The organism is Micromonospora sp. NPDC049048 (assembly GCF_043197615.1).
In the GTDB taxonomy this organism is placed as follows: Bacteria; Actinomycetota; Actinomycetes; order Mycobacteriales; family Micromonosporaceae; genus Micromonospora.
Window position 1 is genome coordinate 241,347 of the sequence record NZ_JBICTM010000010.1, and the last position, 24,352, is coordinate 265,698.

Sequence of the window (24,352 nt, forward strand, 5' to 3'; positions counted from 1 at the left end):
AGGCGTCGGATGGTCCTGTCGTGACGAACGCTCATCGGTAGGGCCGTGAGCGCTGGCTATGTTCCGGAGGCCGTGTACGCGGCGAGGAGGTAGTTCGGGTGCCGGTCGAGGTTCTTGCGGGCTCTGTCGTAACGCATGGTGGTTCTCGGTCCGGCGGGTGGCGGCCTGCCGGTCCATCCGCCGGCCGGATGCCCGGGTCAGGCACACCGGTATTCGTGTGGGCGGCTTGGCTCCCTGAGGTCCCGGATGACGACCTTGCCGGGCCCGGTGGTGTCGGTGCAGTGCGGACCGTGCAGGTCGAGGCTGGCGAGATCGGTGGTGATCGCGGATGAACCGACGTAGGTGGGATCGAGGACGAAGGCCACACGGGTGCCGGCTCCGGCGGGAGCGGAGAACTCCGCAGGTGGCTCGACCGGCCGTAAGCCGATGAGGCTCTGCCGAAAGCCGTGGCCGTGTCGCCAGACTTCGACGGTCGTCTGCGAACTCACAGCCGCCGCCGCAGCGCTCAACCACCGATCGCTGGTGAGCAGCGAGTCGTTGTAGCCGAGCTTCGGCATGCCCCGCCCGGTCAGGATGTCCGCCTGGTCGTCGGTCACCGAGAAGACGAGATCAGCAATGACCTCCGCCACGACGTCAGGCGTGTGACTCGCGGCGACCCTGGTTGCCGGATGAAACGCGTGCCCCACGACCGCGCACAGCACCCGAGTCGCCAGACGAGGGTCATCCCTGCCTACCCCGAAATACATGCCGGGTCGCTTGCGTACAGAGTCGTCGAACTCCAGGACCGTGATCTTCGCGCGGCTGTAGTCGGGCTCCGTCACGTCACCAACGCTATCCCGGCGAGGCACGCGCCCCTCGGCACGAGGGGGATGCGCAGCCCGTCGAGCAAACGGTGAGAGAACCCCGCCTCCGATCGGCGGCAGAAGAGGACGGCTACGTCGATCAGTAAAGCCACCGGTCGAGCACTGCGGGCCAGAAGTGGGTTCCATGGTCACCGTCCCCGAACGCGGGCGGGTCATAGGCCCGGATCCGCTCCAACAGCTCGGCGAGCTCCGCGAGCGCTTCCTCTTCGGCCTGTCCGTCCTCGTCCCAGCGGCCGATGGCGGTCGAGCTGGTCAGCCAGATCCCGACCATGTGCAGTGAACACAGCCAGTGGTTAACGGTCGAGTTGACGAACCAGGTGTCACCGTCCGACGAGCATGCCTGCACCTCCCCGGTCCCCGGCGCGGCACCGTACACCCAGCCCAGGTCGTCGGAGTTCGCCAACCGGTACGTCGTCGCTTCTGCGTGGAACGACACCACACTCACGAGGTCATCGATCAGCGGCACGCCACAGCGGACCAGCGCGGTCTTCTGCGGCTCGGGAAGCCGCCACGTCGCCACGTCCAGCTCGGTGGCACGCACCACCCGCCCAGTACCAGCCCAGGCCGTAACCGCTTCGAACGCGGGAGGCAACGGAAGATCATCGGGGCGCACGCCATGAGGGTAGTCCGGGCAGGGTTCCAGGCACCCGGTGTTTCTGTAGTGGCTAGCACTCCAGCAGAAGATCCGTTCGGGAGAAATTGTCAATACCTGTGGACGGGCGTTGACGTTGTCTCAGCGCATGCGTGCGGTCTCGTGTAGGTGATCGAAGATGATCTGGTCGACTGGGGAGACCCGGTGGCGGTCGGCGTGGGTGAGCCAGACGATCTCCTCGATCTCGCTGTTGGGCTGCAGGACGCCTTGGTAGTCGGCGGTATAGCAGGTCATGCGGACCATCGTCCCGTCGGGGTGGCCATGGGCTTGGGCGTGGAAGGTTCCGACGTGGTCGGCGGTGTCGGGGGCGATGGTCACGCTGAGTTCTTCCTGGATCTCGCGGACGAGGGTGTCGATGTCGCCTTCGCCTGGTTCTCGCTTGCCGCCGGGGATGTAATAGACGTCCTTGCCGCGTGATCGGGAGCTGAGGATCGCGCCGTTCTCAAGGTGGATCCAGGCGATCTTGTCGATGATGGTCATGCTTGGCGCTCCCTGGGGTTTGTCAGTGGTGAGCTATGCGGCCAGGCCGGTCGGGCGCTCGACCAGTTGGCCGTCGATGAAGGTAGCGCCGGCGCGGACGAGGGCGACCAGGTGTGGTGCGTTCACCGCTCGCCACCGGTCCTGCGCGGACTCGATCAGCTTGAACGCCATGGCCAGGCCGGCGGCTCGGCTGCCGGGGCCCTTGGTGACGCGGGTGCGGTGGCGCACCGTCGCGAAGGTCGACTCGATCGGGTTCGAGGTACGTAGGTGGATCCAGTGCTCGGCGGGGAAGTCGTATAACGTCAGCAACTCGTCGAGGTCGTCGATGACCTTGGCGACGGCCTTGGGGAACTTGACCCCGTAGGTGCCAGCGAACCGCTTCGCCGCGGCGTGGGCGTGTCGCTTGTCCTCGGCGTTGTAGACCTCAGCCAGGGCGGCCTTCGCGCCCGGATGGGCGGACTTGGGCAACGCGGCCAGAACGTTCGCCGTCTTGTGCACCCAGTCGCGCTGCTCCCGGGTATCGGGGAAGACCTCCCGCAGCGCAGCCCAGAACCCGAGCGCGCCGTCACCGACCGCGAGGACCGGGGCCCGCATACCCCGACGAGCGCAGTCACGCAGCAGGTCAGCCCACGAACCGGTCGACTCCCGGTAGCCGTCAGCCAGGGCGACCAGCTCCTTCGACCCCGTCGGCGCGGACCCCGACGACCACCAGCAGGCACAGCTTGTCCTCCTGCAGGCGCACATTGACGTGAATACCGTCGGCCCACACGTACACGTAATCGACGCTGGACAAGTCCCGCTTGCAGAAGGCGTGGTAGTCGTCGGTCCACTGCTTGCTCAGCCGTGTGATCGTGGCCGAGGACAGGCCGGCGGCCGAGCCGAGGAACGACTCCAGGGCCGGGACGAAATCACCGGTCGACAAACCATGCAGACAGAGCAGAGGTAGTACCTCGGCTACCTTCGGGCTCTTGCGGCACCACGGCGGCAGGATCGCCGACCGGAACCGCCGACGCTGCCCGGTAGCCGGGTCGACGCGCTTGTCATTGACCCGCGGCGCGACCACCTCGACCGCCCCCGCCCACGTGATCCCCTGCCGCAGCTGGGCGTGGCCGTTACGCACCACCAGGCGCCGGCCCCGCGCATCACGTTCATGTGCCAGCTCCCCAGATAGGCGTCGACCTCGGCCTCCAGCGCAGGCGGCCACCGTCCGTCGCGTCCCCTCACGGACGGCCTCGTCCAACGGCGAAACGCCATCGCGTCGCTGTCCGTCCTCGGCGACTACAGTCAGCACCGGCGTGCCTTCCCGACCGACGCGCCAACGTCGGCCCTGCTAGAGACCTACACGAATCGATCACCGGGAAGGTACGCCCCTTCCCGGCCGATCCACAGGTCTTGAGCATTGCTCGTCGGCGGGTTGCCCTGCCGGTGGCCATCGCGGCCTGACGTTGATGGTGGTCATTCGCGTGCGCGACGCTGTCGTGCAGGTCCCAGGCGATCCGCAGCCACTCCTCGGTCAACCGACGGCGTTCTTCCCGCTGGCGTGCCTCGGCCCGCAGCAACGCCTGCACCCCTCGGGCAGCCCGCCGCTCCCGCGCAGCACGCACCGCGTCCGCGGCGAAGACGGCCGCCGCCGCCCAGCCCACGGACGCCAGATCGATCACTCCAGGCCCCGATCCACCACGATCCCGACCGTGAGCATCGCGCCCGCCATGCCAACGAGCAAGTGGCTCAGTCTCCAGATCCGTCCGGAGACTGAGCCACGAACAATGATTCCCCTTCAGCCTCCCCGTGCGGCCCATCGCGACCGCCGGCAGTCGGTGGCGGCGCAAGCGCCTTGCGGTTTAGGTGGAGGTTCGCGCAGCGATTGGCTGACGGTTCAACAGGTTTGACCCGCGTACCAGGCGTTGGATACGGCGTTGGCGCCGCCGATGTCCCACGTTCCCGGGCCGATGCACCAGGTCCAGTCGTCGCGGGGCCACGTCGCGTCGACGTAGATGATCACGTGGGTGCTTCCGCAGTGGTTGTACCAGGCCGTCACCGCGTCCTCGTAGTAACCGCAAACCTGCGCGGCGACGTCGTCGCTGCCGGGCTTGGCCTGCTCCGGAACCGCGGTGGTTTCGTGTTGGGTCAGGCGGGAGCCGGCACCCGGACTTGCCTGTGCCACGGTCCCGGACAGGGTGAGTGCGCCTAGGATCGCGGTCACTGCCGAGATCCGGAACGCCGTTCTGTACCACATTTTCACAATGCTCTCCTGTCAGCCGCCGCTGCGGCCTAGATGATGCTGCTGGCTGCATAGATTGATCGACGATGCAATTCCTCGCGTTCCTTCCATCGCGAAGACATGGATCGATGGGGTACGCTCAAGTGAACCTTGTTCCGTAAGCCGGAATCAGATTCCACCCTGGCTGAGCGGATTTCCTGAGATAAGGATGCAGGCCGCAGCCGGGCCTGTCGTTACTGGTAAGCGCACAAGTCTTTAGTCTGCGCGTACTCTCGCGCACTGCTCGCGGAACTGGCGTGGCGAAAGGCCGTAGGCGTTGCGGAACGCCTGGCTGAAGTGCGCCGGGCTGGTGAACCCCCACTGGGCGGCGATCGCGCGGATCGGGCGCGCTCCTAGTTGGGGGTTGGCGAGGTCGCGTCGACACTGCTCCAGGCGACGCTCGCGGACCCAGCCGGCGACCGTGTGCCCTTCCTCGTGGAACAGCTTGTGCAGGTATCGCAGCGAGATGTGATGCGCTGCGGCGATCGCGTCCGGTGTCAGGTGCGGATCGCCCAGATTTTCTCGGACGAAGGCGTGGATCTGAGCCATCAACGCTCGCCGTCGGGTGTGGGGGGGCACCGCGCTTTGGACGTCCAGCGCGTTGGCCAGTGCCGCGGTCAACACGTCAATGGTGACGGTGGACAGCCGGGCGGCGTCGAATGGACTGAGTTCGTCCATGTGTCGGGCAAGCTGCTGCATGAATTGTGAAGTTAACGCGCCGATGCCTTGGACGCCAGGGATGCGAACTGCGCTCAGGCGCCGCAACTCCCGAGGAGGAAACGGCAGCAACGAGCGCGGGAAGCGTAGGAGCAGCAGCTGACTCACTGGCACATCCGGTGTGAATTCGGCCAGGTACGGCCGGGAGGTGTCATACAGTATCAGGTCCCCCACGCCGAAATCTGTGCGCTGGCCGTCTTGCGTGATCATGCCGCCACCGCGCACGAGGCAACCCAGCTTGAACACCTCGGGATCGGCCTGCCGAATGAGCTTGGGAGTGCGGTGAACCGCGTGCGGCATCGTGGTCATGAATGTCGCCTGCACGGGACCGAACTCGCTGATTCCGACCTGAGCCCGGAATCCGGGCTCCCACTGCGGTTCACAGCGTAAGTCGTAGGGCACCCAGAGCTTCGAGTTTACTTCGCGCCAGAAGGCGAACCCGTCTTCAACCGGGACCTCGGTGGTGCTGACTACGTCCATGACTCACCTTCGCGCTGTCGCTGCAGGGGTCAGACCACGATAGCTTGGCGTCGATATAGCGGCGTTGCGGCGTGATGGTGCGGGTCAGGCATTGCTGGCTGGTGAGACCACGAAACGCCTAGCTAGGCATCTCGGCACGACCGGACGGCGCCACACGCGCGCGATCGGCGGCAGATCCGTACACCGCTATTCCGAGAAGGACCGCTCGGCGAAGCTGATCCCGGCACGCTCGGTGGAGGTGAGGACCTGCCGGTGGACATGCTGCGGCGGTAGCCGGATGTGCTGGGTGTAAGCAGCCGCTCGGAGACGGAGATCGAAGTTCTGACCCTCGATGTGCCACAACGGTTCCGAACTGCTGTCTGGGGAAGGAAGTCGATGAAGGTCGGCGATCTCCATGACTTCGTGGAGCGGGCCGAGGGTGCCCTCGATGTTCCAAGCTCGTTCGAACACGAGCGTCGCGGGGGCGACCCAGAAGGTGAAACGGCCGTCTTGCCCCGTGGGTTGCACCCACCGCACGATGTAGTCGAGGTCCAGCAGCATCCTGGCAGGCGGAAGAGTGTCATCCTCGTACTCGCCGATGCTCACGGCATGGACCCGGCAATCATGCCAGCCCATGCTAGGGAAGTCGGCATCCGTCCAGGTCGCCTTCGACAATCCTGACGGGCCGTGGGGCAGGGTGATCACCGTGCCAGTATCCGCGACTACCCATCCTCGTCGGCTACGAGCGGGTGCCTGGCCTGGCGGAGATACCGGCCGGTGGCCCGGCACCGCCGCGATCGGGGCGGTGGTGCATCTGCTGGCCACCGCCATCGAGGAGAGCTGGGGCGTGTCCTCGATGGCGGTGTGCCGGCCGGCGCCGCCTATCGCCTGCGGCTGGCCTGGCGGCGGGGCCCCTGGCCTGCGGCTAGCGCAGATGCCGAGCGAAGAACCGGGCCGCGTCCTCCCCTGCGAACTGCGGGACACCGGTGTGTCCGCCCATGTTGGCGTGCAGCGTCTTCTCCGTGGAACCGAAGGCGTCGAACAGGTCCAGGGCCGCCTGCCGGTCGTTGCCTTCGTCATCCCACTGCAGCAGGACATGCAGCGGAATGGTGACCTGTCGGGCCTCCTCGAACATGACACGAGGCACGAAACTTCCGGCGAAGAACCCGGCGGCCACGATGCGCGGCTCGACCACCGCGAGCCGGATGCCGACAGAGATCACTCCCCCCGAGTACCCGACCGGGCCGCCGATCTCGGGCAGCGACAGGAGGGCATCCAGGGTGGCCTGCAATTCCGGGACCGCTTTGTCGACGAGCGGGAGGACGAGGGCGTCGATGATCTCGTCGCTGACCGGCTCGCCGGCCTCCATGGCCCGGCGCAGGTCGGCGCGGGCCGCCTCGGCGGCGGCCCAGCGGGGCCGGTCACCGCTGCCGGGCAGTTCGATGGTGGCCGCGGCGAAGCCCTCCGCCGCAACGCGCCGGGCCCGCGCCACCAGGCGGGGGTACATCGTGCGCAGTCCGAGCGGGGGGTGGCCGAGCAGGATCAGCGGGACCGGCGCCGATGCGGATGCGGGCGTCCACAGGATGCCGGGGATCTCACCGAGGGTGAATTCGCGTTCGAGGACGTCGTCATCGAGGCGCTGCTCAGTAGTGAATCGCATGGTCGTGCCTTTCGGGAGTGCTCGTGGACGGCGCTCCCGGACGACCTATCGCCCGACCGTGACCCCAGAGGGGAGCACCCATGTCGAAACGTTCACGGGTACCACCTCCTCGGTCTCTCGCACGGCTCGGGAAAAACTAGCAGCGGGCCACCATGGTCCGCCAACGTGTTTTCGGTGGGCAGGCTTCGTGGCCGGATGCCGCGGGCAGGCGGGATGCGGCCAGGTGCGATGTGAGCCCACCGCTACGGGCCGCGCACGTCCTGCAATCCGGCCAGGGCGCCCTCGTAGGCCGGTTGTTCGACTGACCAGCATCCAACAGTGGCAACCAGGGGAACCAATGCGGGAAGACGAACTGCGGGGCCTCGTCCAGCACAGCCCGTGGCTGTGTCGGGCGCTGGGAGTCGTCCGGGACTCCGGCCTGCCGGACGCCTGGATCGGCGCCGGCGCCATCCGCGACCTCGTATGGGCCCAACGGTACGGCGACGGCTTCGACCCGTCATCGGTGCGTGACGTCGATGTCGTCTTCCTCGACCCGACAGACCTGAGCCGCGACAACGACGACCGGGCCACCCGGCGGCTGGCGGCGGCCTGGCCAGATCTGCCGTGGGAGGCGAAGAACCAGGCCGCCGTGCACACCTGGTACCCAACCAAGTTCGGCGGCGGTCCGGTGGTCCCGCTGCGCACCATCGCCGACGCGGTCGCCACCTGGCCTGAGTACGCCACCGCAGTGGCCATACGCCTCGACGCGTACGACCGGATGGCGGTGTGCGCACCGCACGGCCTCGACGACCTGCTCGACGGCGTGTGGCGGCGCAACCCGGCCAGGGTCAGCCCGGAGATCTCCCGGCAGCGACTCGCCCGCCACCGCCCCGCCGAACGCTGGCCCGGTGTCCGCGTCGTGACGTGAGCCGGCCTCCGAAGCCCCGCTGCTCCGGGTCGACCTGCCGCACGCAGGATGCCATCGTCGCGGCTACTTGTTTCATCGACCTGCGACGTGGCCCGGCCAACCGGCCCGGCACACCGGCACCGGCGAGCCCCGGCCCACGCGCGGAGCCACCTCAGTCCGGCGTGTCCAGCGCGGCGGCGAGCCGGCGGACCCGGCGGGCGTGGGTCAGTACGTCGACGTTGTCGACGTACTGGTCGACCGCGCCGAGCGGCGGGCGCCCGCGCAGCACCGGGTCGGTGATGGCGGCGCGCAGCGCGGCGGCGAGGCGACCGGCGTCCAGGACCAGGAACGGCCGCGCGTGGAAGGGCCTGGGCCGGGCGCGTACGGGGTCCGCCAGGCCGGTGCCGTCGGTCCAGGCGGCGACCGTCTCCAGCGCCCGGACCAGCCCGGCCTCCCGGCTCGCCCAGTCCCCCGGGCCCACCGCCCCGGTCAGGGCCGCGACCACGGGCGCCGCGTCGGGCAGCCGGGCGAACACCGTGCCCAGCCACTTGTCGTACGGGGGCCAGCGGCGGTGCAGGAGCAGGCCGAGGCGCATCAGGTCCCGGGCCAGCCCGGCGGTTACCATCCGGCTGCCGAGGTCGTCGCCGGCCTCGGCGCAGCGCCCCGGAAGGTGCTCGGCCTGGGCGACCCGGGTCCACGCGGCGGCGAGCACGTGCCGCCACACGTCGTCCGGATACCACGCCAGCGCCGCCCTGGCCCCGCGCAGCGCGCCGTCGAGGCCGTCGTGGAAGACCGCGCCGCCGGTCACCTCGGCCAGCCGCTGCGTCGGTGTGGCCAGCCAGTCGGCCGCGCTGACGCCGGCGGCGGGGTCGAAGCCCAGCCGATCGTGCCACCAGCCGCCCAGCTCGTGGATCGTGACGCCGTGTCGGCTGCCCGCCCGGTCGGCGACCCCAAGCCTGCCGTGCCCGGTGAACCGGGTCGGCCAGCCGAGGAACTCCGCGGGCAGGTCGGCGTCCAGCGTCGCGCGCAGCCGCGGGATCAGGGCCGCGTCTGACGCGGCGACGAAGAGCTGCCCGCGCGGCCCCCAGTCGTGGTCGGTGGAGCGTGGGGTGTCCAGGCCGAGCAGTTCCGAGCCGCCGTCGAGCAGGCCGGCCGCGTAGCGCAGCCCGGGCAGACGGCGGCGCAGGATCGGAGCCAGCACCTCGTCGTGGAACCGGCGGCCCAGCGTCAGGCCGGCAACGAACGTCACACCGGCAAGTCTCGCCCGCGGGCGGCGGCCTCGCAGCCCGGTTTCCGCCGCCGGCGGCCGTACCCGTCGATAGGCTGGGCGCGGACAGGTCGCCGACGGAGAGGAGCGACCGCCGTGGCAGCGACGGACCGGGAGCGTGCCGCGACCCGACGCCGCAGGCTGCTCTGGTCGGGCGTCGCCGCGGTGGCCGGCCTGGTGCTGCTGGTCGTCGGCCTGACCATCGCCGACGGTACGGCGGCCTGGCTCGAGGTCGCGGTCGCCATCGCGCTGCTGCTCACCAGCTACGGCCTGCAGTACGTGGCCCGCCGGGAGACGCTGTACCGCGACGACGAACGTCGCTGACGGGCCGCGCCGTACCCCCCTGATGTCGGTGGGATGTGCCAGGCTGTCGGGCGTGGCACAGCGACCCCCGATCCTGCTCATCGACGCGCCCAGTCTCTACTTCCGGGCCTACTTCGGCATTCCCGAGTCGGCGGCCCGGGCCGCCGACGGCAGCCCCGTCAACGCCGTGCGCGGCTTCCTCGACATGCTGGCGAGCCTGATCCGCACCCGCCGGCCCGACCGGATGGTCTGCGCGATGGACCACGACTGGCGGCCCGACTGGCGGGTGGCGCTGCTGCCCTCGTACAAGGCGCACCGGGTGGCCCCCGAGGGCGGCGAGGTGGTGCCCGACACGCTCAGCCCGCAGGTCCCGCTGATCCTGGAGGTGCTCGACGCCGTCGGGATCACCCACGTCGGCGCGGCCGGCTACGAGGCCGACGACGTGCTCGGCACTCTCTCGGTGACCCAGCCGGCGCCGGTCGAGGTGGTCTCCGGCGACCGGGACCTGTTCCAACTCGTCGACGACACGCGTCCCGTGCGGCTGCTCTACGTCGGGCGTGGCGTGGCCAAGCTCGACGACTGCGACGACGCGGCGGTGCGCACCCGCTACGGGGTGCCGGCGGACCGGTACGCCGAGTTCGCCGCGTTGCGGGGCGACCCCAGCGACGGACTGCCCGGAGTCGCGGGCGTAGGCGAGAAGACGGCCGCCCGGCTGATCGAGCGCTACGGCGACATCGCGGGCATCCTGGCCGCCCTGGACGAGCCGGGTTCCGGCTTCGCCCCGGGGCTGCGCACGAAGCTCACCGCCGCGCGTGATTATCTGGCCGTCGCGCCGAAGGTGGTCCGGGTCGCCCTCGACGTGCCGCTGCCCGAGCTGCCCACCGCGCTGCCGGCCGCCCCGGTCGACCCCGAGCGGCTGCTGGAGCTGGCCGGCGAGTGGAACCTGGCCGGCTCGACGCGCCGCCTGGTCGACGCCCTCGCCGAGCGGGCCTGACCGACCCGCGACCGGCCGCCGGGCCGAAGCCGCCGGCCCCCGGACCGGCCCGACGGCCGGACCGGCCCGACGCCGGACCGAGGCTTGCGGCCCGGCCGCCTACCACGGCTCCGGGCCCGCGGTCACAGGCGGCCGCGGGCGGAGCGGGTGCGGTGGGCCGTTACCGCAGCTGTGGATTCTTCGGCGCATGCTACCGAGGCCCGTGGTTGTCCCGGCGGGTCGGAAACGGGGTGCCCGGCCGGCCGAGGGTGGAGCGGGCCCGCAGTCCCACCGGGTCCGGCGCCGCCGCCAGCGGCGCCTCGACGGGCTCCCGGTCGCGCAGCGTGCCGACGTACTCGGCGGCGGCCCGGTCCTCGGCGGTGGGTGCGGCGAGCAGCGCGTAGACCAGTCCGACCACGCCGAACACCACCGCGAGGATGATCGGCACGAGCAGGGTGCTGACGCCGGCGCCGGAAACCTCGCCCTGCCGGGCGTGCGGGTGCACCGACATGGCGCTCATCCCGGTGAAGTGCATGCCGTTGACCGCGATGCCCATCAGCAGCGCCGAGCCGGCGACCGCCAACCCACGGCGGACGGTCATGGCCAGCCAGAGCGCCACGGTGGCCGCGACCACCGCGATCACGACCGACAGCACGACCCGGGTGGTGTCGTAGTCGATCCGGCCGTTGAGCCGCATGGCCGCCATGCCGGTGTAGTGCATCGCGGCGACCCCCGCGCCGGTGAACAGGCCCCCGGTGAGCAGCCGTACGGCGGAGAACCGTCCGGTGCCGACGATTGCCAGGCCGATCCCGACCGCGAGCACCGCGATCAGCGCGCTGGTTACGGTGATCGGCACGTCGTACCGGATTCGGGTGCCCTGGACGGCGAAGCCGAGCATCGCCATGAAGTGCATGGTCCAGATGGCGGTGCCGCCGATGGCCCAGGCGGCCAGCGTTCCCCACCAGGCGCGCTGGCCCGCGCTGCCGGCGGTGCGGATCCGGCTCGCACAGATGAGGCCCAGGGCGGAGCCCAGCACCGACAGCGCGTAGCTCAGCGCGGGGGTGATCCACCCGTACTCAAAGTGATTGATTTCCGCCATGGCGGGCCTTTCCCAAGATCGATTACTGGCGCGTAGCAGCGCGCCGCAGCAATGATCAGGGATGCCACGAGCAGGCACAACAGCACCCCCGGAACAATTCAGGGGGTGCTGTTGTCGCGACGGTGCGATGCGTCGGTTTCCGACGCCCAGTCACCAACAGTGACGATCAGGCCGGGGTGTGGTAGGCCAGCACGCCCCGGTTCACGGCGCCGATCGCCTGCCGGGCGGTGGACCGGAGTTCCGCCGAGGCCCCGCCCGAGTCGGCCAGCTGACCGAGCAGGTCGACCACCTGCCGCGCCCACCGGACGAAGTCGCCGGCCGGCATCTCGCCGTCGATCTCGTGGCCGCTCGCCAACACCTTCGCCAGCGCCTCGCCCCGCGCCCAGCGGTAGACCGGCCAGGCGAACCCGAGGTCGGGCTCGCGGGTGACGGTGAGGCCGCGGGCCGCCTCGTCGGCCTCGATCTCGCTCCACAGCTTGAGCGTCTCGTCGACCGCGTCGGCCACGGGACCGCGCGGCAGCGACGCCCGCTCGTCGACGTCGCGGCGGGCCTCGAAGACCACCACGGAGACCGCCGCCGCCAGTTCGGCCGGCGAGAGCCCGTCCCACACGCCGCGGCGCAGGCACTCGGCGACCAGCAGGTCCGCTTCGGTCCAGATCCGCCCCAGCATCCGGCCGGCGTCGGTCACCGCGCCGTCGGACGCCAGGTAGCCCCGGGCCGTGAGCAGCGCCACGATCCGGTCGAACGTACGGGCCAACGAGCCGGTCCGGCCCGCCACCCGCTGCCGCAGTTCCTCGGTGTCCTTCTCCAGGCGGCGGCGCCGCTCCGCCCAGCGGGCGTGCTCCTCGCGGTCAGGGCAGGCGTGGCAGGGGTGCCGGCGCAGCTCCGTACGGAGCTGGCTGAGCCGGTGGTCGTCGCCGGCCGCCTGCCGGGAGCGGCCCCCACGACGGCCGCCGTGCCGGTCCAGCCCCGTGCCGCTGACCTCGGCCGCCAGGTCGCGCCGGGCCGCCGGCGACCGGTGGTTGAAGTGCTTCGGCACCCGGATGCGCGCCAGCACCTCCGCCGGGGTGGTGAAGTCGCCGGGGCTGACCCGGCCCGCCCAGCGGTCCTGGGTGAGCACCAGCGGCCGGGGCTCGCCGAAGCCGCCGGTGGCGGGGTCGAGCACGACGGCCAGGCCGGCCCGCCGGCCCGACGGCACCCGGATGACGTCGCCGACCCGCAGCCGCTCCAGGGAGGCCACCGCGGCGGCCTTGCGCTGACTCTGCCCCTGCCGGGCGATGGCGCGCTCCCGGTCGGCGATCGCCACCCGCAGCGCGAAATACTCGTCGAAGTCGCCGTGGTGGCAGGCCGCCTCCGCGCCGTACGCCTCGATGGTCTCGGTGTTGCGCTGCACCTGGCGGGCCAGGCCGACCACCGAGCGGTCCGCCTGGAACTGGGCGAACGAGGACTCCAGCAGCGCGCGGGCCGGCTCGGCGCCGACGGTGCCGACCAGGTTGACCGCCATGTTGTAGGAGGGCCGGAAGCTGGAGCGCAGCGGGTAGGTGCGGGTGGAGGCGAGACCGGCCACGTGCCGGGGGTCGGTCTCCGGGGACCAGACGACGACGGCGTGCCCCTCGACGTCGATGCCGCGTCGGCCGGCCCGGCCGGTGAGCTGGGTGTATTCCCCCGGCGTCAGGTCGACGTGCGCCTCGCCGTTGTACTTGACGAGGCGTTCCAGCACGACGCAGCGGGCCGGCATGTTGATGCCCAGGGCGAGCGTCTCGGTGGCGAAGACCGCCTTGACCAGGCCGCGGACGAAGAGCTCCTCGACGACCTCCTTGAACACCGGCAGCATGCCGGCGTGGTGGGCGGCCAGGCCGCGTTCGAGGCCGTCGAGCCACTCCCAGTAGCCGAGGACGGTCAGGTCCTCGCCGGGGATGGCGGTGACCCGCGACTCGACGACGCGGCGGATCTCGGCCCGCTCCTCGGGGGAGGTCAGCCGCAGGCCGGCGGCGAGGCACTGCTGCACGGCGGCGGCGCAGCCGGCGCGGCTGAAGATGAACAGGATCGCCGGCAGCAGGCCCTCGCGGTCGAGCCGGTCGACGATGTCGGGGCGCATCGGGCCGCGCCAGCGGGGACCGCGCCGACCGCTGCCCGGGCCCGCGCTGCGGCCCTCGCCGAGTTCCAGCCGGCGCATGGTGTCGCGGGTGTAGCGCAGCAGCTCGGGGTGCACGTCGTGTTTACGGGCGGCGTCGGCGTCGTGGAACAGGTCGAACATCCGCTTGCCGACCAGCATGTGCTGCCACAGCGGCACCGGGCGGTGCTCGCTGACCACCACGGCCGTCTCGCCGCGCACCGTGACCAGCCAGTCGGCGAACTCCTCGGCGTTGGACACCGTGGCCGACAGGGAGACCAGGGTGACCGAGGCGGGCAGGTGGATGATCACCTCTTCCCACACCCCGCCGCGGAAGCGGTCGGCGAGGTAGTGCACCTCGTCCATCACCACGTACGCCAGGCCGTCGAGGGTGGCCGAGCCGGCGTAGAGCATGTTGCGCAGCACCTCGGTGGTCATCACCACCACCGGGGCGTCGCCGTTGATGGCGTTGTCGCCGGTGAGCAGCCCGACCTGCTCGGCGCCGTAGCGGTCGACGAGGTCGTGGTACTTCTGGTTCGACAGGGCCTTGATCGGGGTGGTGTAGAAGCACTTGCGCCGCCGGGGCGGCGCGGCCTCGGCGGCGGTCGCCGGCGCGTCGCCGTCGGCGGGCGTCGGCGTGCCGCGCAGCGCCAGGTGTACGGCGAACTCGCCGACCACGGTCTTGCCGGCGCCGGTCGGGGCGCAGACCAGCACGCCGCTGCCCCGCTCCAGCGCCTGGCAGGCCTCCCGCTGGAAGTCGTCGAGATCGAACCCCAACTCGAGGGCGAATTCGTTGAGCGCCGGGAACTGTGCGGCCTGCGTGGCCCGGCGGCGCGCCGCGGCGTACCGCTCGGCGGGACTCGACATGCTCCCAAGATTAGTGCGTGCCGCCGACAGCCACCGGGCAAGGCCGACCGGCAACGGCGTCGGGGACGGTCGGTAGGGTGCACGACGTGCCGGATCATGCCGAACCGCCCAGCGCCTCGCACGACGCCGTCCCCCCGGGCCCGTCCCGCCGGCCGGTGGAGGCGGTCCTGTTCGACTTCCACGGCACCCTGGCCCAGGTGGAGGAGCCTCGGGAGTGGGTGCTCGCCGCCGCGAGCGCCTGCGGGGTCTCCCTGGAGCGGATGCGGGCCACCGCGCTGGCCGACCGGCTGTTGACCGCCGGCCGGGCGGGCGGGCCGCTGCCGGCCCGGGTGCCGCCCCGGCTGACCGAGCTCTGGGCCGACCGGGATCTCTACCCGCACGCCCACCGGGGCGCCTACACCGGGCTCGCCGAGACCGTCGACGCCGGCATCGAGGGCTTCGCCGACGCGCTCTACGAGCGGGTGCTGGTCCCCGATGGCTGGGTGCCCTACCCGGACACCGCCCCGACCCTGGCCGCCCTGCGCGCCGCGGGCGTCCGGGTGGCCGTGGTCAGCAACATCGGCTTCGACATCCGGCCGCACTTCGAGGCGTGGGGGCTGGCCGGGTTCGTCGACGCGTTCGTGCTGTCGTACGAGGTGGGGCGCTGCAAGCCCGACCCGGGGATCTTCCTGCGCGGCTGCGGGATGCTCGGCGTCGACCCGGAGCGGACGCTGATGGTGGGCGACACCCCGGCCGACGCGGGGGCCGTGGCGGCCGGGTGCGCGGTGCTGGTGCTGCCGGCCGCCGAGGCGGGCCGGACCAACGGCCTGGGCGCGGTGCTGGACCTGGCCGGCGTCGCGAAACAGAGCTGACGGCGGGTGCCGTGCTGGACGTGGCCGGCATCGCGAAGCAGAGCTAACGGCGAATCGACAGCACCGTTAACACGCGACGCTAACATGAGTTCGTTATCGTCGCTTCCATGATCACCGAGACGTCGCCCCGGGACCGGATCGTCCGGGCTGCCGCCGCGCTGCTCGCCGAGGGCGGCCGGGAGGCGGTCTCCACCCGCGCGGTCAGCCGGGCAGCGGGCGTGCAGGCGCCGACGATCTACCGCCAGTTCGGCGACATGCGCGGACTGCTGGACGCGGCGGCCAGCTACGGGTTTCGCCGCGTACCTGCACGCCCAGGCGGCCGCCGACCTCGCCGGCGACCCGGTCGACGACCTGCGCCGGGGCTGGGACCTGCACGTCGGCTTCGGGGTGACCAACCCGGCGTTCCACGCCCTCATGTACGCCGACCCGCGCCCCGGCGAGACCCCGACCGCGACCCGGGTCGCCGCCGACATCCTGCGCCAGCTCGTGCACCGGGTGGCCGAGGCCGGCCGGCTGCGTACGGGCGTCGACGAGGCGACCGAGATGCTGCACGCCACCGCCTGCGGGGTCACCCTCGCCCTGATCCGGACCCCGCCCCCGCAGCGCGACCCGGCCCTGTCGACCCGCAGCCGGGAGGCGATGCTGGCCACGCTGGTCACCGACTCCGCCGCCGCCCGGGCCACCTCGCGGGCCGACCGCCCGGTCCGGCACGCCGTGGCGCTGCGCGCCGCCCTCGACACCCTCACCACCGACCTCACCACCGCCGAACGCACCCTGCTCGCCGAATGGCTCGACCGCATAACCCACACCACCCCCTGACCACGCCGCCCACGCGGTCCGCCTTCGCCGTCCACGCCGTCGATCATGCACTTCTGGTGCCGGGTTTGGTCGCATACGCGGCTTGCGCGGGGCACCACAACTGCATGATCGGCGCCGGGAGGAGGAGACGGGACCGGGGAGGGACGGCGGGGCGGGGCAGGGGAAGGGGAAGGGGCGGGCGTCAGCGGAGGAGGTGGAGGGCCGCGGGGGTGGCCGTGACGGTCAGCGGGAGGGGCAGGGCGCGCTCGCCGTCGGCGTACGTGGTGATGCCCTCGGCGCTCAACTCGACGGTACGGGCGCGGAAGGTGCGCGCCAGCGGGTGCGTCACGTGGGTGCCGCGGTAGATGCGCGGCTTGACCCGGATCAGGGTGCGCCGGTCGAACCGGCCGCCCACCACCACGTCGAGCAGGCCGTCGGTCGGGTCCGCGTCCGGGCAGATCCGCATGCCGCCGCCGTAGCTGGCGCAGTTGCCGACCGCCACCAGCACGGCGTCCATCTCGTGTGCCACCCCGTCGAGGCGCAGCGTGTAGCGGCGCGGGCGCAGCCGGGCCAGTTCCACCAGGATCGCCAGGTCGTAGCGACGCCGACCCCTCGGCCAGCGCATCCGGTTGGCGCGTTCGTTGACGATCGCGTCGAAGCCGGCGGCGAGCACCGCCCCGTACCACCGGTGCGTACCGTCGGCCCCCGTCATCCGGGCCAGGTCCACCGGGCGGGTGCGGCCGTCGCGCAACGCCGCCGCGATGACGTCGACGGCGGCGAGCGGGTCGGCCGGGAAGCCCGTGTCGGCGGCGAAGTCGTTGCCGGTGCCGGCGGGCACCGGACCGAACGGGACAGCCGTGCCGGCGACCGCCTGCAACGCGCGGTGCACCGTCCCGTCGCCGCCCACCACGACCAGGGCCGACGCGCCGTCGGCCACCGCCGCGCGGCAGGCCGCCTCGGCCTCGTCGGCGGTGTGCGCGCGCAGCGGGCGTACGGGCCGACCGGCGACCGCGAGCCGGTGCAGGACCTGCGGCAGCAACCCGCGGTGCCGGCCCCGGCCCGCAGTCGGGTTGGCCAGCACGGCGACAGGCCCGTCGCCGGCGACAGAGGGGTGCTCGTCTGCGATCACGGCCAGCACCGTACCGCCACCGGGCGGGCTTCACGTACCGCCCGGCGGCCCGTCGGGCGGGACACCGCCCGTCGCGGGCGCAACTGACTTTTGTCATGGCCGACCGTGCGGCACACATTCGCCGTCATGACTGAACGCACTGGAAGCACCATGGTCCGAACGGACAAACTCGTATCCGTCAGCAGGACGAAGGCATCGGCCGAACGACAGCGGCACCGGCCGAACAGCGGAGGGAGTGGTCACGGTGGACGAGCGCTACGACAGTTACTGCGCCGCCGACCGGCTCTTCTACGACTCCCTCGGCAGCGCCGTCGAACAGCCCACCTTCGCGGCGGCGGGGCGACCCGTGCCCGAGGGCTGGCGCTCCGAGCCGCTCGACGACTGGCTGATCTACGCCCCGGAGGGCGGCACGCTGCCGCAGCAGGGCTGGAAGATCCACGTGTCGGCGACGCTGGCGAACGCGGAGCGGGTGCTGGACCTCGTCTGGGACTACTGCGTCCCGCGTGGACTGTCCTTCAAGTTCCTCCGGGGCCCCCGCACCCTGCTGCTGCGCAACTCCAAGTACGCCTCCCGGGCGGCCAGCGGCAAGTTCGTCACCGTCTACCCCCGTGACGACGCGGAACTGGAGCTGGTCTGCAAGGAGCTCGACGAGCTGCTCACCGGCGAGCCCGGCCCGTACATCCTCAGCGACCTGCGCCACGGCGCCGGGCCGGTGCACGTACGCTACGGCGGCTTCGCCGCCCGCTACTGCCACTCCCCCGACGGCCAGGTCGTCCCGGCCATCGAGGACGACACGGGCACGCTGGTGCCCGACCGGCGCGATCCCGTGTTCCACGTGCCGTCCTGGGTCACGCTGCCCGACTTCCTCGGCCCCCACCTGGCCGCCCGCAACGCCACCAGCACCGACGAGGTGCCGTACCGGATCGAGAAGGTCATCCACTTCTCCAACGGCGGCGGCCTCTACGTCGGCCGGGACGTGCGCACCGACACGCAGGTGGTGCTCAAGGAGGCCCGCCCGCACGCCGGCCTCGACGCCGACGGCACCGACGCCGTGGCCCGCCTGGCCCGCGAGGCAGACGCGCTGCGCCGGCTCGCCGACCTGCCCCAGGTGCCCCGGGTGCACGACGAGTTCACCCTCGGCGAGCACCGCTTCCTCGCGCTGGAGTTCATCGAGGGCCGCGCGCTCAACAAGGTGCTGGTGGACAGGTACCCGCTGATCGACGCCGACGCCACGGACGCCGACCGCGCCGACTACACCCGCTGGGCGCTGAACGTGCACCGGCAGGTCGAGCAGGTCGTCACGGCGATCCACGAACGCGGCCTGGTCTACGGCGACCTGCACCTGTTCAACGTCATGGTCCGCCCCGACGACCGGATCGCGCTGGTGGACTTCGAGGTCGCCGCCCCGATCGACGGGCACCGCCGGCCGGGCCTGCGCAACCAGGGCTTCGCCGCGCCCCGGGACCGCACCGGCCCCGCCGTCGACCGGTACGCCCTGGCCTGCCTGCGGCTGGCGCTGTTCCTGCCGCTGACCCAGCTCGTCCGGCTCGGGCCGGACAAGGCCGCGCACCTCGCCGACGTGATCGCCGAACACTTCCCGGTGCCGAGGGAACTGCTCGACGACGCCGTACGGGAGATCACCGGCACCGACCCGGCGGACGCCGGGCCGGCCCCCGACCTGACCGTCGGCGTCGGACCGGCGCACCGCGACCGGCTCGCCCGGGCGATCCTCGCCAGCGCGACACCCGAGCGCGACGACCGGCTCTTCCCCGGCGACATCGAACAGTTCCGCAGCGGCGGGCTCAACCTCGCCCACGGCGCGGCCGGCGTCCTCTACGCCCTGCACGTCAGCGGCGCGGGACGGTGGCCGGAACACGAGCAGTGGTTGGTCCGCCACGCCACGACGCCCCCCTCCGGCACCCGGTGCGGCTTCTACGACGGCCTGCACGGCGTCGCGTACGCCCTCGATGCGCTCGGCCGCCGGCAGGACGCCCTCGACGTGCTCGACATCTGCCTTCGTCAGCCGCTGGACGGCCTCGACCACAGCCTGTCGGGCGGCCTCTCCGGCATCGCGCTCAACCTGGCGGAGCTGGCCGGGCGCACCGGCGAGACGGCCCTGCGCGACGAGGCCTGGCGGGTCGCCGAGCGGGTGATCGACCAGCTCGCCGACGACCCGGGGCCGGACGTCAGCGGCGGGCGCAACCCGTACGCCGGGCTGCTGCGCGGCCGGACCGGGCCGGCGCTGCTGCTGGTGCGGCTGCACGAGCTGACCGGCGAGCAGGCGCTGCTGGAGCACGCCGCCACGGCGCTGCGCCAGGACCTGCGCCGCTGCGTGGTACGCCCCGACGGCGCGCTCGAGGTCAACGAGGGCTGGCGCACCATGCCCTACCTCGGGCAGGGCAGCGTCGGCATCGGCCTGGTGCTCGACCAGTACCTGCGCCACCGTGCCGACGAGCGCTTCGCCGAGGCCAGCGCGGGTGTACGCCGCGCCGCCCGGTCCCCGTTCTACGCGCAGTCCGGCCTCTTCGCCGGGCGGGCCGGGATCGTGGCCTACCTGGCGGCGTACCCCGACGATCCGCAGCTGTGCCGCGAACGCGACGCCCAGGTGGCCCGGCTGGCCTGGCACGCCCTGCCCTACCGCGACGGCACCGCCTTCCCGGGCGAGCAGTTGCTGCGGCTGTCCATGGACCTCGGCACCGGCACCGCCGGCGTGCTGCTGGCGCTGGCCGCCGCGCGGCCCGACGCCCCGGTGCGCCTGCCGTTCCTCGCGCCCCTGGCGGGCGCCCCCGACACCCTCGCCGACGCGAGGGCGACCGACCCGACCGACCAGCACGGAAGGAGGTGACACGACATGGCGCTTCTGGACCTCCAGGGCCTCGAGATGGCCCCCGCCGACCGCACCGGCGGTGGCAGCCGGGCGAGCCTGCTGCTCTGCGGCGACAGCTCGCTGTCCGTCACGACCTGCAACTGAGCGGAACGCCGTCACCGGCGGCATCGAGCGCAAGATCCCCAGACCGACCGGCACAGAAGGAGATGACTCGACATGGCGCTTCTCGACCTCCAGGGCATGGAGATGGCCCCCGCCGACCGCACCGGCGGTGGCAGCCGGGCGAGCCTGCTGCTCTGCGGCGACAGCTCGCTGTCCGTCACGACCTGCAACTGATCAGGTCATCACGCGAGGCCCTGGGCGGACCGACGTGTCCGCCCAGGGCCGCACGTCTTTCGTGGGAGAAGCCATGGGCACGCCGACCGGGTCCGACCGCCTGCTGCGGCGGGTGGTCCGCGACGGCGGCGCATGGACGGTCCTGCTCGGCGCGGTCGCGCTCACCGGCGCCGCCGCCGAACTCGCCCTGCCCGCCGCGCTCGGGCTCGCGGTCGACGCCGCCGTCGGCGGCGACGGGGGCGCCTGGTGGCCGGCCGCCGCCTGCGGCCTGATCGCCGTACTCATGCTCACCGACATCCTCGCCGACGTGGCCAGCGGCTACGGCGCCGCACGGGCCACCGCGCGGCTGCGCCGGCGCCTGCTGCGGCACCTGTTCGCCTGCGACGTCCGCACCGTCCGCCGTCACCCGGTGGGTGACCTGGTGGGTCGGCTCGTCGGGCAGGCCGCCGACGCCGGGCAGGCCGGCACCGCCGTGGTGCTGGGCGTCGTCGCGCTGCTCCCCCCGGTCGGCAGCGTCGTGGCGCTCACCCTGCTCGAACCGCTGCTCGGCGTCACCCTCCTCGGCGGGTTGGTCCTGCTCACCCTGCTCATGCGGGCCTTCGTCACCGACGCCTCCGCCGCCGTCACCGGCTACCAGCGGGTGCTGGGAGAGATCGCCGGCCGGCTGCTGGAGGCGCTCGGCGGCGCCCGCACCATCGCCGCCGCCGCGACCGTCGACCGGGAACGCGCCCGGGTGCTGGCGGCCCTGCCGGAACTGCGCGGGTACGGCCTGCTCAGCTGGCGGCTGCTGGCCAGGGCGAGCGCCCGCACCGCCGCCGTGGGGCCGCTGCTCCAGGTGGCCGTCGTGGCCGTCGGCGGGTACGCGCTGACCGTGGGCTGGCTCACCCCCGGTCAACTCGTCGCCGCCGTGCAGTACGCGGCCCTCGGCGCCGGGCTCGGGGCGGTGCTGGCCACGCTGAACCGTCTCGTCCGCAGCCGCGCGGCAGCCAGCCGCATCGCCGAACCGCTGGCCCACCCGGTACGCCCCGACGGCTGCGAGCCGCTGCCGCCCGGGCGGGGGGAACTGCGGCTGCGTGGTGTCGGCGTACGGGCCGAGGACGGGCGGGCGGTCCTCGACGGGATCGACCTGACCGTCCCGGCGGGCGCCACGGTGGCCGTCGTCGGGCGCTCCGGCGCCGGCAAGTCGACCCTCGCCGCGGTCGCCGGTCGGCTGCACGACCCGGACACCGGCGAGGTCCTGCTGGACGGGGTGCCGCTGCACCGGCTCGCCCCGCCCGCGCTGCGCCGGGCCGTCGGCCACGCCTTCGACCGGCCCGTCCTGGTCGGCGAGACGGTGCACGACGCGATCGGGCTCGCACTGCCCGCCCGGTCGGCGCGACCGCCCGCCGACTCGGCCCCGGCCACCCCCGCCGTGCTGACCGCGGCCCGGGCGGCGCAGGTCGCCGACGTCGTCGCCCGGCTGCCCGAGGGCTTCCGCACCCGGCTGACGGACGCGCCGTTCTCCGGCGGCGAGACGCAGCGCCTCGGGCTGGCCCGCGCGTTCCCCGCCGAGCGACTGCTCGTCCTCGACGACGCCACGTCCAGCCTCGACACCGCCACCGAGCACCGCATCGCCCGGGCGGTGGCGACCGGCGCCGGTGGGCGTACCCGCCTCGTGGTGACCCACCGGGCCACGACGGCGGCGGCGGCCGACCTGGTGGCGTGGCTCGACGGTGGCCGGCTGCGGGCCGTGGCGCCACACCGGCAGCTCTGGGCCGATCCGGCCTACCGGGCGGTCTTCGCACCCGCCGGGGACGCGCGGTGAGCGGCCCCGGCACGTGGAACGTGGACGGGTCACACACCGCCGCGGGCGTACGCCGGACCACCTGGGGGGCGCTGCGCGCCCGCCGCCGGGCGCTGGGCCGGCTGGCCGCCTGGTCGGCGGTCGAGGCCCTGCCGGCGCTGCTCGGCGGGGTGCTCGTGGCCCGCGCCGTCGACGGAGGTTTCCTGGCCGGGCGGTTCGGCACCGGCCTGGCCTGGCTGGCGGGACTCGGCGCGGCCGTGCTGGTGGGCGCGGCGGCCACCGGACAGGTGTACCGCAGCCTCGGGGCCGTGGTGGAGCCCTTCCGCGACGAGCTGGCCGACCGGGTGGTGCGGGCGGCGCTGCACGAGGCGACCCGGTCGGGTGGCCGGGCGGACAGTGCCACCGTGGCTCGGCTGACCCACCAGGTCGAGGTGGTCCGGGACACCTTCGGCGGGCTGGTGCTGGTGGTCCGCGGGTTCCTGTTCACCGCCGGCGCGGCGCTGCTCGGCCTGCTCGCCCTGGCCCCGCCGCTGGCGGCTGCGGTGGCCGCCCCGCTGCTGGTGGGCCTCGTCGTGTTCGCCGCGTCGCTGCCGGCCATGGCGGCGCACCAACGGGCGCAGGTGACCGCCGGCGAGCGGCTCGGCCGGGCCGCGGCGTCGGCGCTGGCCGGGCACCGTGACGTCGTCGCCTGCGGCGCGCAGGAGCGCGTGGTGTCCGACGTGGACCGGCGGGTCACCGCGCAGGCCGACGCGGAGCGGACCCTGGCCCGGATGGCGGCGCTGCGCAGCCTCAGCCTGGGGGTGGGCGGCTGGTTGCCCGTGGTGGTGCTCGTGCTGGCCGCGCCGTGGCTGGTCCGGCAGGGGCTGAGCGCCGGAGCGGTGCTGGGCGCGCTGGTCTACGTCACCACCGGCCTGCAACCCGCCCTGCACGCGGTGGTGCAGGGCGTCGGCGGTGGCGGGCTGCGTTACGCCGTCACGCTGGGCCGGATCCTGCGCACCAGCGCGTCCCCCGGGCCGCAGCCGGGCGGCGCGAGCTCAGACACCGCCGACGTCGAGGGCAGGCCGCCCCGGCCGCCGGACGCCCCGCCGGCCGGCGTCGCGGCGTCCCCCGTCGCCGCCGTGCCGGCGCACCGCTCCGCTGCCCGGGCAGACGGCGCACAGGCCGCCACGGACCTGGCGGACCGCACGCGGGCCGCCACGGGCCCGACGCCGGCGGCCGCCGGCGGTGACGGCGATCTGCCGGCGGTCGCGCTGCGCGGGCTGACCTTCCGGTACGGCCCGCACGCCCGGCCCGTGCTGGCGGACCTCACCCTGACCGTGGCGGCCGGCGAGCACCTGGCCGTGGTGGGGCCGAGCGGCGCCGGCAAGTCCACCCTGGCCGCGCTGATCGCCGGCCTGGTGCCGGCGGAGTCCGGCACGGTGCACCTGGCCGGCGTGCCGGTCGCCGGCACGCCGCCGGACGCGCTGGCCCGGCTGCGGGTGCTGGTGCCGCAGGAGGCGTACGTGCGCAGCGGCTCCGTCGGCGACAACCTGCGCTACCTGCACCCCGGCGCGGACGACGCGACGGTCCTGGCCGCCGTGCACGCCCTCGGCGCCGGTGCCCTGGTGGCCCGCCTCGGGGGCCTCGACGCCGACGTCGATCCCGCCGCCCTCTCCGCCGGGGAGCGCCAGCTCGTCGCCGCCGTCCGGGCCTACCTGGCCCCCGCGCCGCTGGTGATCCTCGACGAGGCGACCTGTCACCTGGACCCGACCATGGAGGCGATCGTCGAGCGCGCCTTCGCCCGTCGTCCCGGCACCCTGGTGGTGATCGCGCACCGGATCAGCTCGGCGACCCGGGCGGGACGGGTGCTGGTGTTCGACGGCGGTCGTCCGCTGGTCGGTACCCACGACGACCTGCTGACCCGCTCGTGCACCTATCGTGAGCTCGTCGGGCACTGGGCCGAGGCGCCGCCGGCCCGCGTGCCGATCGGTCGGCCCTGACCACCCGCCGTCGGCGGATGCTGTCGTCAGAGCCAGCGCCGGCGGTGCTG

21 protein-coding genes and 2 pseudogenes are annotated in these 24,352 nt (G+C 73.0%); 11 read left to right on the forward strand and 12 right to left on the reverse strand.

What is annotated here, in order from left to right:
* Positions 1 to 197 precede the first annotated feature (197 nt).
* From ACGFIG_RS27905 to ACGFIG_RS27940, 8 genes and pseudogenes are all read right to left on the reverse strand, one after another.
* The gene (locus ACGFIG_RS27905) at positions 198 to 821 is read right to left on the reverse strand and encodes a hypothetical protein (protein WP_393007843.1); all 624 of its coding nucleotides are present in this window, start codon (positions 819 to 821) and stop codon (positions 198 to 200) included.
* 121 nt (positions 822 to 942) lie between these two features.
* On the reverse strand, positions 943 to 1,476 hold the full coding sequence (locus tag ACGFIG_RS27910) for an SUKH-4 family immunity protein (RefSeq protein ID WP_393007845.1): 534 nt from the start codon (positions 1,474 to 1,476) through the stop codon (positions 943 to 945).
* A gap of 120 nt (positions 1,477 to 1,596) precedes the next feature.
* Positions 1,597 to 1,995, reverse strand: coding sequence for an NUDIX domain-containing protein (locus ACGFIG_RS27915; protein WP_393007847.1), 399 nt, complete (start codon positions 1,993 to 1,995; stop codon positions 1,597 to 1,599).
* A gap of 33 nt (positions 1,996 to 2,028) precedes the next feature.
* A pseudogene (locus tag ACGFIG_RS27920) lies at positions 2,029 to 3,286 on the reverse strand (IS256 family transposase).
* Between the two features lie 585 nt (positions 3,287 to 3,871).
* Positions 3,872 to 4,231, reverse strand: a complete 360-nt coding sequence (locus ACGFIG_RS27925; protein WP_393007849.1) for a DUF6355 family natural product biosynthesis protein — start codon at positions 4,229 to 4,231, stop codon at positions 3,872 to 3,874.
* A 240-nt stretch (positions 4,232 to 4,471) separates the two neighbouring features.
* Complete coding sequence (locus tag ACGFIG_RS27930) at positions 4,472 to 5,452, reverse strand: helix-turn-helix domain-containing protein (RefSeq protein ID WP_393007851.1); 981 nt, start codon at positions 5,450 to 5,452, stop codon at positions 4,472 to 4,474.
* 186 nt (positions 5,453 to 5,638) lie between these two features.
* Positions 5,639 to 6,136 carry a hypothetical protein gene (locus ACGFIG_RS27935; protein ID WP_393007853.1) on the reverse strand — a complete coding sequence of 166 codons (498 nt, stop codon included), beginning with the start codon at positions 6,134 to 6,136 and terminating at the stop codon, positions 5,639 to 5,641.
* A 220-nt stretch (positions 6,137 to 6,356) separates the two neighbouring features.
* Positions 6,357 to 7,091: a dienelactone hydrolase family protein gene (locus tag ACGFIG_RS27940; protein WP_393007855.1), complete on the reverse strand. Its 735-nt coding sequence runs from the start codon at positions 7,089 to 7,091 to the stop codon at positions 6,357 to 6,359.
* A 337-nt stretch (positions 7,092 to 7,428) separates the two neighbouring features.
* Here ACGFIG_RS27940 and ACGFIG_RS27945 point away from each other — a divergent pair, with 337 nt between their 5' ends.
* Positions 7,429 to 7,998: a nucleotidyltransferase family protein gene (locus ACGFIG_RS27945; RefSeq protein WP_393007857.1), complete on the forward strand. Its 570-nt coding sequence runs from the start codon at positions 7,429 to 7,431 to the stop codon at positions 7,996 to 7,998.
* A gap of 151 nt (positions 7,999 to 8,149) precedes the next feature.
* Here the strand turns inward: ACGFIG_RS27945 and ACGFIG_RS27950 are convergent, their stop codons facing one another.
* A complete protein-coding gene (locus ACGFIG_RS27950; RefSeq protein WP_393007859.1) occupies positions 8,150 to 9,226 on the reverse strand; it encodes a DUF4037 domain-containing protein in 1,077 nt (358 codons plus the stop codon).
* A 114-nt stretch (positions 9,227 to 9,340) separates the two neighbouring features.
* Here ACGFIG_RS27950 and ACGFIG_RS27955 point away from each other — a divergent pair, with 114 nt between their 5' ends.
* The gene (locus ACGFIG_RS27955) at positions 9,341 to 9,568 is read left to right on the forward strand and encodes a hypothetical protein (RefSeq protein WP_393007860.1); all 228 of its coding nucleotides are present in this window, start codon (positions 9,341 to 9,343) and stop codon (positions 9,566 to 9,568) included.
* Between the two features lie 22 nt (positions 9,569 to 9,590).
* Complete coding sequence (locus tag ACGFIG_RS27960; RefSeq protein WP_393007862.1) at positions 9,591 to 10,541, forward strand: 5'-3' exonuclease H3TH domain-containing protein; 951 nt, start codon at positions 9,591 to 9,593, stop codon at positions 10,539 to 10,541.
* Between the two features lie 190 nt (positions 10,542 to 10,731).
* Here ACGFIG_RS27960 and ACGFIG_RS27965 read toward each other — a convergent pair whose 3' ends face one another.
* Positions 10,732 to 11,619, reverse strand: a complete 888-nt coding sequence (locus ACGFIG_RS27965) for an MHYT domain-containing protein (protein WP_393007864.1) — start codon at positions 11,617 to 11,619, stop codon at positions 10,732 to 10,734.
* Between the two features lie 166 nt (positions 11,620 to 11,785).
* Positions 11,786 to 14,599, reverse strand: coding sequence for a DEAD/DEAH box helicase (locus tag ACGFIG_RS27970; protein ID WP_393007866.1), 2,814 nt, complete (start codon positions 14,597 to 14,599; stop codon positions 11,786 to 11,788).
* A gap of 86 nt (positions 14,600 to 14,685) precedes the next feature.
* Here ACGFIG_RS27970 and ACGFIG_RS27975 point away from each other — a divergent pair, with 86 nt between their 5' ends.
* From ACGFIG_RS27975 to ACGFIG_RS27985, 3 genes and pseudogenes are all read left to right on the forward strand, one after another.
* On the forward strand, positions 14,686 to 15,450 hold the full coding sequence (locus ACGFIG_RS27975; protein WP_393007868.1) for an HAD family hydrolase: 765 nt from the start codon (positions 14,686 to 14,688) through the stop codon (positions 15,448 to 15,450).
* 107 nt (positions 15,451 to 15,557) lie between these two features.
* A pseudogene (locus ACGFIG_RS27980) lies at positions 15,558 to 15,668 on the forward strand (hypothetical protein); the annotation flags it as partial.
* A 169-nt stretch (positions 15,669 to 15,837) separates the two neighbouring features.
* The gene (locus ACGFIG_RS27985) at positions 15,838 to 16,269 is read left to right on the forward strand and encodes a hypothetical protein (protein ID WP_393007870.1); all 432 of its coding nucleotides are present in this window, start codon (positions 15,838 to 15,840) and stop codon (positions 16,267 to 16,269) included.
* 181 nt (positions 16,270 to 16,450) lie between these two features.
* On the opposite strand, the gene ACGFIG_RS27990 is transcribed toward ACGFIG_RS27985, so the two are convergent.
* Positions 16,451 to 17,386 (reverse strand): diacylglycerol kinase, encoded by a 936-nt coding sequence (locus tag ACGFIG_RS27990; protein ID WP_393007872.1) that lies wholly within the window; start codon positions 17,384 to 17,386, stop codon positions 16,451 to 16,453.
* 235 nt (positions 17,387 to 17,621) lie between these two features.
* Between ACGFIG_RS27990 and lanKC the strand changes: the two genes are divergently transcribed.
* The 5 genes from lanKC (at position 17,622) to ACGFIG_RS28015 (ending at position 24,302) form a co-directional block, all read left to right on the forward strand.
* Positions 17,622 to 20,222, forward strand: coding sequence for a class III lanthionine synthetase LanKC (gene lanKC / locus ACGFIG_RS27995; protein ID WP_393007874.1), 2,601 nt, complete (start codon positions 17,622 to 17,624; stop codon positions 20,220 to 20,222).
* A gap of 6 nt (positions 20,223 to 20,228) precedes the next feature.
* The gene (locus ACGFIG_RS28000; RefSeq protein ID WP_013734295.1) at positions 20,229 to 20,348 is read left to right on the forward strand and encodes a SapB/AmfS family lanthipeptide; all 120 of its coding nucleotides are present in this window, start codon (positions 20,229 to 20,231) and stop codon (positions 20,346 to 20,348) included.
* 72 nt (positions 20,349 to 20,420) lie between these two features.
* On the forward strand, positions 20,421 to 20,540 hold the full coding sequence (locus tag ACGFIG_RS28005) for a SapB/AmfS family lanthipeptide (RefSeq protein WP_089003486.1): 120 nt from the start codon (positions 20,421 to 20,423) through the stop codon (positions 20,538 to 20,540).
* Positions 20,541 to 20,613: 73 nt separating this feature from the next.
* Entirely contained in the window at positions 20,614 to 22,344 is a 1,731-nt protein-coding gene (locus ACGFIG_RS28010; protein ID WP_393007876.1) for an ABC transporter ATP-binding protein, read from the forward strand.
* Entirely contained in the window at positions 22,341 to 24,302 is a 1,962-nt protein-coding gene (locus tag ACGFIG_RS28015; protein WP_393007878.1) for an ATP-binding cassette domain-containing protein, read from the forward strand. Before ACGFIG_RS28010 ends, ACGFIG_RS28015 begins: the two co-directional genes overlap by 4 nt.
* The last annotated feature ends 50 nt before the right edge of the window (positions 24,303 to 24,352 follow it).